Source organism: Kluyvera sp. CHPC 1.251 (genome assembly GCF_036759945.1).
GTDB classification, from domain to species: domain Bacteria; phylum Pseudomonadota; class Gammaproteobacteria; order Enterobacterales; family Enterobacteriaceae; genus Kluyvera; species Kluyvera sichuanensis.
Genome location: NZ_JAPKIC010000014.1, coordinates 73,568 through 85,217, shown reverse-complemented (window position 1 = coordinate 85,217; position 11,650 = coordinate 73,568). Strand labels below are relative to the sequence as shown.

The following is an 11,650-nucleotide window of genomic DNA, read 5'->3' as shown; positions in this document are numbered from 1 at the left end:
CCTTTCGCGCCCGCCAGTGGCTAAGTTTCTATTGTATCGGGATAAAACTTAGGCGCTCTGCGCTAAGTGTGCCTCGATCTTATTCATAATAGCGTCGGCGCGCTTAACCGCATCGCTAATATTAACCCGCACAATGGTCTTCCCGGCAAAACGCTCTTCCGCTTTGATGCCGATGTCTTTGGTCAGAATCACCATATCCGCTGCCGCTACATCGCTCGCCGTCAGCTCATTTTCCTGACCAATAGACCCCTGCGTTTCTACCTTCACGTTCCAGCCTTTTGACTTCGCCGCACTCTCCAGCGCTTCCGCTGCCATGTAGGTGTGTGCGACGCCGGAAGGACAAGCCGTTACCGCAATAATACTGGTCATAATCTTCTACCTTCTCAATTAGTTAATTTCGAAATCCAAATCCAGGTCGTCTTCTTTTTCGACAACCGCTTTCTTGTTCTTACGCGCCAGGCTCTTCAGGACGTTGACGCTCACCGCCGTGACTACTGCACCGACCACAATCGCCAGCAGGTAGCCTAGCTTGCCTTCAACCACCGGCAGGACAATCAGACCACCCCACCCGGCGTAGCACTGTGCTCCCATCAGCGCGGCGGTCACCGTGCCGCAGACGGAGCCCAGCATGATGGAAGGGATCACACGCAGCGGATCGGCGGCGGCGAACGGAATCGCCCCTTCGGTAACGCCGACGCAGCCCATGACCAGCGCGGCTTTGCCCGCTTCACGCTCTTCGTTATTGAAGTTCTTACGATTAATCAGCGTTGCCAGCCCCAGGCCCAGCGGCGGAACGCAGATGCCGACGGCGGCAATGGCGACGACGGTATAAACCCCTTGAGAAACGCAGATCAGCATGAACGCGTAGGCCACTTTGTTGACCGGGCCGCCCATATCAAACGCCAGCATCAGGCCCATAATCACCGCCAGTACTACGATGCTGCCGGCCTGCATACCTTGTAGCCACTGCGTCAGGCTGGAGGTCAGCAGACCCACCGGCTCACCCAGCCCCCACATCATGATGCCTGCGGTAATAAAGGTACCGACAATAGGAATGACGAAGATAGGCATCACCGAGCGCAACACTTTGTGCACCGGGATCTTCTTCAGGTAGTAGACCACGATACCGCCGATAATCCCGGCGATCAGCGCACCGAAGAAGCCCGCGCCAAAACTGTTACCGACCCATGCGCCGATGGCGCAAGGCGCCAGCGCCGAACGCTCGGCAATGGAGTAGCCAATGTAAGCCGCCAGGAACGGCACCATCAGCGTCAGGCCCGCGACGCCGATATCAAAAAGTTTTTTCAGGTTAGGGTCGGTTGCGGCATCAGGTACGGCTCCTTTGCCGTACAGCATGACGGAGACGGCCAGTAAAATACCGCCCGCAACCACAAACGGGATCATGTGCGACACGCCAGTCATCAAATGCTGACGGGTGTTTTTGAGTATTTGCACCAATTCTTTCATCAGTCGCTCCTGGGCTTCTTCGGCCCATGTCTATTAGGGTGTTGTGGCAAACAATAGGCAATTGGCGACGGGACAGACAGTGGATAAAAAGTGCATTTACTGGATTTTTGTATTATCAAAAGAAAAATGCGAGCGACCTCAAAAGTTAGCGCATTAACTGCCTTAATACGCATGATGCGGAACCTGTGAGGTTGCTCGCATTTTCCAGCAGACCATACATTTATCCAGTTTTTGACATAAATGTCAGATAGCATGCCCCTTCACAAGCCCCCTATTCTGTTACCCATATCGAATGATTTGGGAGATAAGGTTATGGCGTTGGTTGTTGAATTTGTCTGCGAATTACCAAACGGCGTGCATGCTCGCCCGGCCAGCCACGTTGAGACGCTGTGCAACACGTTTAGCTGCGATATTGAATGGCATAACCTGCGTACGGACCGAAAGGGCAACGCCAAAAGCGCGCTGGCAATTATCGGCACCGACACGCTGTCGGGCGATAGCTGCCGCCTGCTGCTGAACGGTGCGGATGAGCAGAGCGCGCATCAACGTCTCTCCACCTGGCTGAAAGAGGAATTCCCGCTGTGCGACGCGCCGCTGGCGCAGGTTGCCAACGTAGAGCAGGAAGCGCTGCCGGAATCCCTAACTCGCCTCAACCCAACGCTATTCCGCGCGCTGCCGGTCTGTAATGGCAGCGCGGGCGGCGTGCTCACTCGTCTGGCCGCGCTGGATCTCAATAATCTCGGCGAACTTCCGCCTGCGAAAAATGCGGAACAGGAACAGTCGGCGCTGGATAGCGGCCTGACGCGGCTGGTCAGAACGCTGGAACTGCGCCTGCTGGACAACGACAGCACCGCCAGCGCCATCCTCGAAGCACACCGTTCGCTCGCCACCGATACCTCGCTGCGCCAGCATTTACTGGCGGGCGTGAATAACGGTCTGAGCTGCGCGCAGGCTATCGTTGAAAGCGCCAACCACTTCTGCGCCGAGTTTGCCCGTTCCAGCAGCAGCTATTTACAAGAGCGCGCGCTGGACGTACGCGACGTCGGCTTCCAGCTCCTCCAGCATATTTATGGTGAAGAACGCTTCCCGGCACCGGGCCAGCTTACCCAGCCGTCCATTTGTGTGGCGGAAGAATTGACCCCAAGCCAGTTCCTCGAACTGGACAAAACCCTGCTCAAAGGCCTGCTGCTGCAAAGCGGCGGTACCACCTCGCATACGGTGATCCTCGCCCGCTCCTTTAATATTCCGACCCTTGTGGGCGTGGAGATTGATGCGTTGGCACCGTGGCAGAACCAGCCGGTGTACCTCGACGGCAACGCGGGTGCGGTCATTGTCGCCCCGACAGAGGCCATCACCCGCTATTACCAGCAGGAAGCACGCGTGCAGGCCGCCATTCGCGAGCAGCAAAGCGTGTGGCTGCATAAAGAAGCGCGCACCGCCGACGGCATTCGCCTTGAGGTTGCCGCCAACATTGCCCACTCCGTTGAAGCACAGGCCGCCTTCGGCAACGGCGCGGAGGCCGTCGGCCTGTTCCGTACCGAAATGCTCTATATGGACAGGGCCAGCGAGCCGAGCGAGAGCGAGCTGTACAACATTTTCTGTCAGGCACTGGAATCCGCCGAAGGGCGTAGCATTATTATCCGCACCATGGATATCGGTGGCGATAAGCCGGTGGATTACCTCAATATTCCGGCGGAAAACAACCCGTTCCTAGGCTACCGCGCGGTGCGTATTTATGAAGAGTATTCCGCGCTGTTCACCACCCAGCTGCGCGCCATCCTGCGCGCCTCCGCCCACGGCAGCCTGAAAATCATGATTCCGATGATCTCCTCTATGGAAGAGATTTTGTGGGTCAAAGAGAAGGTGGCAGAAGCCAAACAGCAGCTACGCAGCGAACACGTGCCGTTCGATGAGCGCATTCCGCTGGGCATCATGCTGGAAGTGCCGTCGGTGATGTTCATCATCGACCAGTGCTGCGAAGAGATAGACTTCTTCAGCATCGGCAGCAACGACCTGACCCAGTATCTGCTGGCGGTCGATCGCGATAACGCCAAAGTGACTCGCCACTACAATAGTTTGAATCCGGCCTTCCTGCGCGCCCTGGATTTCGCCGTGCAGGCGGTGCACCGTCAGGGGAAATGGATTGGCCTGTGCGGCGAGCTGGGCGCTAAAGGCTCGGTACTGCCGCTACTGGTTGGGCTGGGAATGGATGAAATCAGCATGAGCGCGCCTTCGATTCCGGCGACCAAAGCGCGTCTGGCGCAGCTCGATAGCCGCGCCTGCCGCCAGTTGCTCAACCAGGCGATGGCCTGCCGCACCTCGCTGGAAGTGGAGCATCTGCTTGCCCAGTTCCGTATGAGCCAGCAGGATGCGCCGCTGATTACCCCGCGCTGCATTTCGCTCGATAACGACTGGCACAGCAAAGAAGAGGTTATCAAAGGGATGACCGACAACCTGCTGCTCGCCGGGCGCTGCCGCTACCCGCGCAAGCTGGAAGCCGACCTGTGGGCGCGAGAAGCGGTCTTCTCCACCGGGCTGGGCTTCAGCTTCGCCATTCCGCACAGCAAGTCTGAACATATTGAGCAGTCGACCATCAGCGTCGCCCGCCTCCCCGCACCGGTAGCCTGGGGCGATGACGAGGCGCAGTTCATCATTATGCTAACGCTGAACAAACATGCCGCCGGAGACCAGCATATGCGCATCTTCTCACGCCTGGCCCGCCGCATTATGCATGAAGAATTCCGTAGCGCTCTGGTTAACGCCGCGTCTGCAGACGCTATCGCCAGCCTGCTGCAACACGAACTGGAACTTTAAGAGGAAATAGCATGGAACTGTATCTGGATACCGCCAACGTGCAGGAAGTGGAACGTCTGGCCCGTATTTTTCCGATTGTCGGCGTGACCACTAACCCAAGCATCGTGGCCGCCAGCCGCGAATCCATCTGGGACGTGCTGCCGCGCCTGAAAAAAGCGGTGGGCGAAAACGGCACGCTGTTTGCCCAGACCATGAGCCGCTCCGCCGAAGGCATGGTGGCCGAAGCGCGTAAACTGAATGATGCCGTGCCGGGGATAGTCGTGAAAGTCCCGGTCACCGCCGAAGGTCTGGCAGCGATTAAGCTTCTGAAACAAGAGGGCATTCCAACGCTTGGTACCGCCGTCTACAGCGCCTCTCAGGGGCTGCTGGCCGCACTGGCGGGGGCAAAATACGTGGCGCCTTACGTCAACCGCGTCGACGCCCAGGGCGGTGACGGTATCCGCATGGTGCAGGAGCTGCAATCGCTGCTGGAGCTGCACGCCCCGGAGAGCAAAGTGCTGGCCGCCAGCTTTAAAACCCCGCGTCAGGCGCTGGACTGTTTATTGGCAGGATGTGAAGCCATCACCCTTCCTTTAGATGTAGCGCAACAAATGCTCGGCACACCCGCAGTAGAGTCAGCTATTGAGAAGTTTGAGCAAGACTGGAAAAACGCATTTGGGAATCTGAACCTGTAGGAGAAATGTATGGATCGCATTATTCAATCACCAGGTAAGTATATTCAAGGTGCTGACGTCATCACTCGTCTTGGTGACTACCTGAAGCCAATGGCCAACAGCTGGCTGGTCGTCGGCGATAAATTCGTGCTGGGGTTTGCCGAAGAGTCGCTGCGCAAGAGCCTGACCGACGCGGGCCTGTCCGTTGAAATCGCGCCGTTCGGCGGTGAGTGCTCGCAGAACGAAGTTAACCGTCTGCAGGACGTCGCAAGCAGCGCCAAATGTAGCGCCATTTTAGGTATCGGCGGTGGGAAAACGCTGGATACCGCCAAAGCGCTGGCCCACTTTATGAATCTGCCGGTGGCGATTGTTCCCACCATCGCCTCCACCGATGCACCGTGCAGCGCGCTCTCCGTGCTGTACACCGATGACGGCGAATTCGACCGTTACCTGATGCTGCCGCACAACCCGAACATGGTTATCGTCGATACCAAAATCGTTGCCGGTGCCCCTGCGCGCCTGCTGGCTGCCGGTATTGGCGATGCGCTAGCAACCTGGTTCGAAGCCCGCGCCTGCTCGAGCAGCGGCGCCACCACCATGGCGGGTGGGAAATGCACCCAGGCCGCGCTGGCGGTCGCTGAGCTTTGCTACAACACGCTGATTGAAGAAGGCGAAAAAGCCATGCTGGCCGCCGAGCAACACGTGGTGACGCCAGCGCTGGATCGCGTTATTGAAGCCAATACCTACCTGAGCGGCGTCGGCTTTGAGAGCGGCGGCCTGGCGGCGGCACACGCCATTCACAACGGCATGACGGCAATCCCGGATGCACACCACTACTACCACGGCGAGAAAGTCGCGTTTGGTACCCTCACCCAGTTGGTGCTGGAAAACGCGCCGGTGGAGGAAATTGAAACCGTCGCGGCGCTTTGCCATAGCGTTGGCCTGCCAATCACCCTGGCACAGCTGAGTATCAAAGAGGATATTCCCGCGAAAATGCGCCTGGTGGCGGAAGCGGCCTGTGCGGAAGGTGAGACCATCCACAATATGCCGGGCGGCGCAGACCCTGACCGCGTTTACGCGGCGCTGTTGGTGGCTGACCAGTATGGGCAGCGTTTTCTGCACGAATGGGAGTAATTCCCCTCACCCCGGCCCTCTCCCCAAAGGGGCGAGGGAGAAAGGCAGCCAAAGCAGTCTTTAAGTCCTACACCCACAAACCGCACTAAACGGTCCCCTCTCCCCCTGGGAGAGGGTTAGGGTGAGGGGGAGTTCCCCACACCAAACCCACAAACAAAAATCCCCGCTTTCGCGGGGATTTTTTATACCTTCAAACCCACCTTACAGCAGGTCGAAACGGTCCAGGTTCATCACTTTCACCCATGCCGCCACGAAGTCTTTCACAAACTTCTCTTTCGCATCGCTGGAGGCATAAACCTCCGCCAGCGCACGCAGTACGGCGTTAGAGCCAAAGACCAGGTCAGCGCGCGTGGCGGTGTATTTCACCTCACCGCTTGCACGGTCACGGCCTTCAAACAGCTCGGACGTTTCGTCAGTCGCTTTCCACTCGGTGCGCATATCCAGCAGGTTGACGAAGAAGTCAGTGCTGAGTGCGCCCACGTTGTCGGTGAAGACGCCGTGGTTGCTGCCGTCGAAGTTTGCACCCAGTACGCGCATACCGCCAACCAGTACGGTCAGCTCCGGCGCGGTCAGGGTCAACAGCTGCGCTTTGTCGATCAGCAGAGATTCAGTGGTCGCTTCACCCGGTGCTGCACGATAGTTACGGAAACCATCGGCAAGCGGTTTGAGCAGCTCGAACATCTCGATGTCCGTCTGATCCTGACGCGCATCAACGCGGCCTGGGGTAAACGGTACCTTGATATCAACGCCGGCCGCTTTCGCCGCCTGCTCAACGCCCACCACACCGGCCAGCACGATAATGTCGGCCAGAGAAGCTTTGTGCGCTGACTTATAGATGCCTTCAAGCACCGGCAGTACGCGAGCCGCCGTGGCGTTCACTTCCCAGTCACGCTGCGGCGCAAGCGCCAGACGTGCGCCGTTCGCCCCACCGCGCTTATCACCGCCGCGGAAGGTGGAAGCGGAAGCCCAGGCGACCGACACCAGCTCACCGACGGAGAGGCCGGATGCCGCAATCTCAGCCTTCAGGCTTTCGATATCTTCGGCAGTCGGGTTGAAGAACGCATGCGGCAGCGGATCCTGCCAAATCAGATCTTCACGTGGAACTTCTGGCCCGATGTAACGCGCTTTTGGCCCCATATCACGGTGGGTCAGTTTGAACCACGCGCGGGCAAAGGCTTCGTTAAAGGCCTGCGGGTCGTTCAGGAAGCGGCGAGAAATTTTCTCGAAGTCCGGATCGAAGCGCAGCGTCAGGTCGGTCACCAGCATAGTTGGCTTACGTTTTTTCGACGGATCGAATGGGTCCGGAATGATGTCCGGCGCATCGACCGCTTCAAACTGGATAGCGCCAGCCGGGCTGCGGGTCTGCACCCATTCGTATTTGAACAGGTTCTCGAAGAAGTAGTTGCTCCACTGGGTAGGCGTCTGTGTCCAGACCACTTCCAGACCGGAGGTGATGGCATCTTTACCTACGCCGGTGCCGTAGCTGTTTGCCCAGCCCAGGCCCTGAGATTCAATCGGCGCCGCTTCCGGATCCGGACCGACGTGCGTAGCCGAGGCTGCGCCGTGGGTTTTACCCAGCGTGTGACCACCGGCAATCAGCGCCACGGTCTCTTCGTCGTCCATCCCCATGTTACCGAAGGTGGCACGAATCGCCGCTGCCGCAGACAGCGGTTCACCGCTGGCATTTGGCCCTTCCGGGTTCACGTAGATTAGGCCCATTTCGGTGGCCGCAAGCGGACGTTTCGCCAGCTCTTCCGGATCACGGTGCGCCAGCCAGGCTTTTTCATCACCCCAGTTTACGTCCTGATCCGGTTCCCACACGTCTTCACGCCCGGCACCAAAACCAAAGGTACGGAAACCAGAGTTTTCCAGCGCCACGTTACCCGCAAGGATATACAGGTCGGCCCAGGAGATTTTCTGCCCATATTTCTGTTTGATTGGCCACAGCAGACGACGCGCCTTATCCAGGCTCACGTTATCCGGCCAGGAGTTCAGCGGTGCGAAACGCTGTTGGCCGCGCCCAGCGCCGCCGCGACCGTCGGTAGAACGGTAGGTACCCGCACCGTGCCACGCCATGCGGATAAATAACCCTACATAGCTGCCCCAGTCTGCAGGCCACCAGGATTGCGAATCCGTTAACAGCGCACGAATATCACCCTTCAGTGCGGAGTAATCTAATTTGCTGAATTCTTTGCGGTAATCGAAATCTTCACCCAGCGGGTTGGATCGATTGGAATGCTGATTAAGTAGATCTACGCGAAGCTGCTTCGGCCACCAGTCCTTGCTACTGGTGCCAGCGCCGGCGCTTAAATCGTGACCACCACCGTGGTGGAAAGGACATTTACCTGCGTTCTGGATATCGTCTGGCGTGCTCATCACTATGCTCCCTTACAGTATTTATCGTTAAGATATACACCCCTGCTGATAAGTTATAGCTGAAATGACCCACGGATTTGATAGTTAATTCCTCTTATTTTTCCCTTGTCAGAGAGGAATTTCTGCGCAGGTCGAGCCTATCCTTGCACAATTTGGGGTAAGTTGACTGTGATCGATCGGGAGAAATGGTAAGAAACCCCTCAAAATATAAGGAGTTTCTTATGTCTAAGCAGGGAAATCTAGCAGGAGTCATACACCATCGGGCAAACCAGGCGCCAGAGGTGTAGGCCGGATAAGCGCAGCGCCATCCGGCAGAATATTACGCCGGGCGCACACCCAGCGTGTGGCAAATGGCGTAGCTCATTTCCGCACGGTTTAGCGTGTAGAAGTGGAAATCTTTCACCCCTTCACGGCTCAGAATTTTGACCATATCCATCGCTATGTTGGCACCCACCAGCTTGCGGGTTTCGGCGTCATCGTCCAGGCCGTCGAACATCGTCGACATCCAGGCAGGAATGCGCACGTTGGTCATGTCGGCAAATTTCTTCGCCTGTTTGAAGTTCGAAACCGGCAGGATGCCCGGAATAATCTCTACATCGATGCCCGCCGACACGCAGCGATCGCGGAAGCGCAGGTAGCTTTCGACGTCGAAGAAGAACTGAGTGATGGCGCGGTTTGCCCCGGCTTCCACTTTACGTCTCAGGTTAAGCAGGTCCGCCTGAGCGCTTTTCGCTTCCGGATGTACTTCCGGGTAAGCCGCTACGGAGATATCAAAATCCGCCACGTCTTTCAGCAACGTGACCAGGTCAGACGCATACATTTCCGGCTTACCGCTGCCCGGCGGCAGGTCACCACGCAGGGCGACGATATGACGGATGCCGTTGTTCCAGTAGTCCTGAGCAATAGCGCGCAGTTCGTCGCGCGTGGCATCAATACAGGTCAGGTGCGGCACGGCTTCCAGACCAGTGCGGTCTTTAATGCCTTTAATAATGCTGTGCGTGCGGTCGCGCTCACCGGAGTTCGCCCCGTAGGTAACCGAGACGAATTTCGGCTTCAGGCTGCTTAGGCGATCGATAGAATTCCACAGGGTTTGCTCCATTTCACTGGTGCGCGGCGGGAAAAACTCGAAAGAAACGTTAATCTGCCCCTGAACCTCGGCCAGACTCTGATTCAGCGCTTCCCGCTGGTTGGCGTGAAAAAAGCTCATACCTTACCTCTATCAATCGCGTGTCATTATTGTTGTGTTGTGAACATCTATCCGTTTAGACGTCTGGATGTAAAAATGCCGCAAAAGCGGGCAGGCGTCAATAGAAAAATCCGCGTAAAAAGTGAGTTCTCTGCAATCAAGATGAAAAATATTCACCTCACTCGCTAACGGAGCAGTCTGTGCTGCCAGAAAGCTATTTCCCGCACATAAATCGTTTAGCCGCCCTCTCACGTGCGCCCCGTTTGGTCACATTAACCACACTTTCACTATGGCATAAAATTTGAGAACTAGATCTCATATTTCTCACGCATCCGCCTACGAAGCAAAAATTCCATTGCAGACGTTAATGACTTGTTTCACGATAAGTAGAACGTTCTACTATAACGTTATACCTAATATAAACAGGGTTACTAAAAGCACGCACGAAGAGGCGTCTATCGGGGGAAATCAGTATGAGTCTGATTCAAAGTGTTGTTAAATCGCTTTCCAAACTGTCGATGATTGGCCGCGCGTTGATGCTGCCGATCTCGCTTCTGCCCGCAGCGGGTTTGCTGCTGGCGTTCGGGGATAAATTCCATCTGCCGCTGATGATGAACGCCGGTGGGATTATCTTCGACAACCTGCCAATGCTGTTTGCCATCGGCTCTGCCGTCGGCCTGGCCTCCGAATCCGGCATCGCGGCACTGTCTGCCGCCGTCTCCGTGTTTGTTACCAACATCACTATCAGCACCGTGCTTGGCATTACGCCGGAAATGGCGGCGCAAGGCGGGAAATACGCCATGGTTGTGGGTATTCCTACCCTGCAGATGGGCGTCTTTGGCGGCCTGATTTGCGGCATCCTGGCAGCGTGGTGCTTTAACCGCTTCCACAAAATGCAGCTGCCTGAATTTCTCGGCTTCTTCTCCGGAAAACGCTTCGTGGCAATTGCCACCGCGCTGCTGTCGTTCGCCCTCGGCTTGATCCTGCCGTACATCTGGCAGCATATTCAGGCGGGTATCGACGCGCTGTCGGTGGTGATCAACGGCGATAACCAGGCGGCCTCAACCTTTATTTTCGGTCTGGTTGAACGCGCGCTGATTCCGCTCGGCCTGCACCACATCTGGTATCCATCTTTCTGGTACTCCTTCGGCGACTACACCACCCACGCCGGTCAGGTGATCCACGGCGACCAGACTATCTGGTTCAAAATGCTGGAAGAAGGGGTGAAATCCTTCAGCAGCGATACCTACCAGAACGCCGGTAAATTCATGCAGGGCGAGTTCCCGCTGATGCTGTTCGCGCTGCCAGCCGCCTGTCTGGCGATGTACCACGAAGCACATACCAAGAATAAAAAAATCGCCGCCGGTATCCTGTTCTCCGCCGCGCTGACCTGCTTCCTGACCGGGATCACCGAGCCGGTTGAGTTCACCTTTATCTTTGTGGCGCCAATTCTCTACGTCTTCAACGCCATCATGGCCGGTCTCTCCTACATGGTGATGTACCTGCTACATGCGCATATCGCCAAGTCGTTCTCGGCTGGGCTTATCGACTACATCTCCTTCGGGATCCTGCCATCGTTTAACGGCTACCAGACCAACTTCCTGAATGCGATTATCGTCGGTATTCCGATGGGGCTGATTTACTACTTCACCTTCCGCTTCGTCATCCGCCGTTTCGATGTCAAAACGCCGGGCCGTACGGAAACCACGGTCAGCGCTAACGACAAAACCGATGAAGACCTGGCGACGGAGATTATCGACCTGCTGGGCGGCGAGCATAACATCGCGTCCGTGGGCTCCTGCATTACCCGCCTGCGTCTTGAAGTGGCAGATAAAGGGCCGGTGGATAAAGATGGGCTGAACAATATCGGCGCCCGCGGGGTAGTTTTTGTCGGCGAGCACGGCATTCAGGTGATATTTGGCGCACGAGCGCAATTTATCGCAGAAACCATGTCGACGATGATTGGCAAATAATCATAAGATTGTAAGCGGTTGGAGGTTCCCGTTTCTGATGGGGGCCT

The 11,650-nt window shown here is 56.8% G+C and carries 8 protein-coding genes; 4 read left to right on the top strand and 4 right to left on the bottom strand.

What is annotated here, in order from left to right; all coding sequences use genetic code 11:
* Positions 1-48: 48 nt before the first annotated feature.
* Both V6940_RS20880 and V6940_RS20875 read right to left on the bottom strand, forming a co-directional pair.
* Positions 49-369, bottom strand: coding sequence for a PTS fructose-like transporter subunit IIB (locus tag V6940_RS20880; protein ID WP_185668795.1), 321 nt, complete (start codon positions 367-369; stop codon positions 49-51).
* 18 nt (positions 370-387) lie between these two features.
* Positions 388-1,467, bottom strand: coding sequence for a PTS fructose transporter subunit EIIC (locus V6940_RS20875; RefSeq protein ID WP_333497167.1), 1,080 nt, complete (start codon positions 1,465-1,467; stop codon positions 388-390).
* 312 nt (positions 1,468-1,779) lie between these two features.
* Here V6940_RS20875 and ptsP point away from each other — a divergent pair, with 312 nt between their 5' ends.
* From ptsP to gldA, 3 genes are read left to right on the top strand one after another with little or no spacing between them, the layout of a single operon-like run.
* The gene (ptsP, locus tag V6940_RS20870) at positions 1,780-4,281 is read left to right on the top strand and encodes a phosphoenolpyruvate--protein phosphotransferase (RefSeq protein WP_333497166.1); all 2,502 of its coding nucleotides are present in this window, start codon (positions 1,780-1,782) and stop codon (positions 4,279-4,281) included.
* 11 nt (positions 4,282-4,292) lie between these two features.
* A complete protein-coding gene (fsa, locus tag V6940_RS20865; protein WP_333497165.1) occupies positions 4,293-4,955 on the top strand; it encodes a fructose-6-phosphate aldolase in 663 nt (220 codons plus the stop codon).
* 9 nt (positions 4,956-4,964) lie between these two features.
* Positions 4,965-6,068 carry a bifunctional L-1,2-propanediol dehydrogenase/glycerol dehydrogenase gene (gene gldA / locus V6940_RS20860; protein WP_333497164.1) on the top strand — a complete coding sequence of 368 codons (1,104 nt, stop codon included), beginning with the start codon at positions 4,965-4,967 and terminating at the stop codon, positions 6,066-6,068.
* A 201-nt stretch (positions 6,069-6,269) separates the two neighbouring features.
* On the opposite strand, the gene katG is transcribed toward gldA, so the two are convergent.
* Positions 6,270-8,444, bottom strand: a complete 2,175-nt coding sequence (katG, locus tag V6940_RS20855; protein ID WP_333497163.1) for a catalase/peroxidase HPI — start codon at positions 8,442-8,444, stop codon at positions 6,270-6,272.
* Between the two features lie 319 nt (positions 8,445-8,763).
* Positions 8,764-9,651, bottom strand: coding sequence for a methylenetetrahydrofolate reductase (gene metF, locus V6940_RS20850; protein WP_185668801.1), 888 nt, complete (start codon positions 9,649-9,651; stop codon positions 8,764-8,766).
* Between the two features lie 452 nt (positions 9,652-10,103).
* On the opposite strand from metF, the gene V6940_RS20845 reads away from it, so the two are divergent.
* Complete coding sequence (locus tag V6940_RS20845) at positions 10,104-11,603, top strand: PTS transporter subunit EIIC (RefSeq protein WP_333497162.1); 1,500 nt, start codon at positions 10,104-10,106, stop codon at positions 11,601-11,603.
* The last annotated feature ends 47 nt before the right edge of the window (positions 11,604-11,650 follow it).

Excerpts from the sequence above, each read along its gene's own strand:
- V6940_RS20880 (WP_185668795.1), bottom strand. The coding sequence starts at position 369 with ATGACCAGTATTATTGCGGTAACGGCTTGTCCTTCCGGCGTCGCACAC.
- V6940_RS20875 (WP_333497167.1), bottom strand. The coding sequence starts at position 1,467 with ATGAAAGAATTGGTGCAAATACTCAAAAACACCCGTCAGCATTTGATG.
- ptsP (WP_333497166.1), top strand. The coding sequence starts at position 1,780 with ATGGCGTTGGTTGTTGAATTTGTCTGCGAATTACCAAACGGCGTGCAT.
- fsa (WP_333497165.1), top strand. The coding sequence starts at position 4,293 with ATGGAACTGTATCTGGATACCGCCAACGTGCAGGAAGTGGAACGTCTG.
- gldA (WP_333497164.1), top strand. The coding sequence starts at position 4,965 with ATGGATCGCATTATTCAATCACCAGGTAAGTATATTCAAGGTGCTGAC.
- katG (WP_333497163.1), bottom strand. The coding sequence starts at position 8,444 with ATGAGCACGCCAGACGATATCCAGAACGCAGGTAAATGTCCTTTCCAC.
- metF (WP_185668801.1), bottom strand. The coding sequence starts at position 9,651 with ATGAGCTTTTTTCACGCCAACCAGCGGGAAGCGCTGAATCAGAGTCTG.
- V6940_RS20845 (WP_333497162.1), top strand. The coding sequence starts at position 10,104 with ATGAGTCTGATTCAAAGTGTTGTTAAATCGCTTTCCAAACTGTCGATG.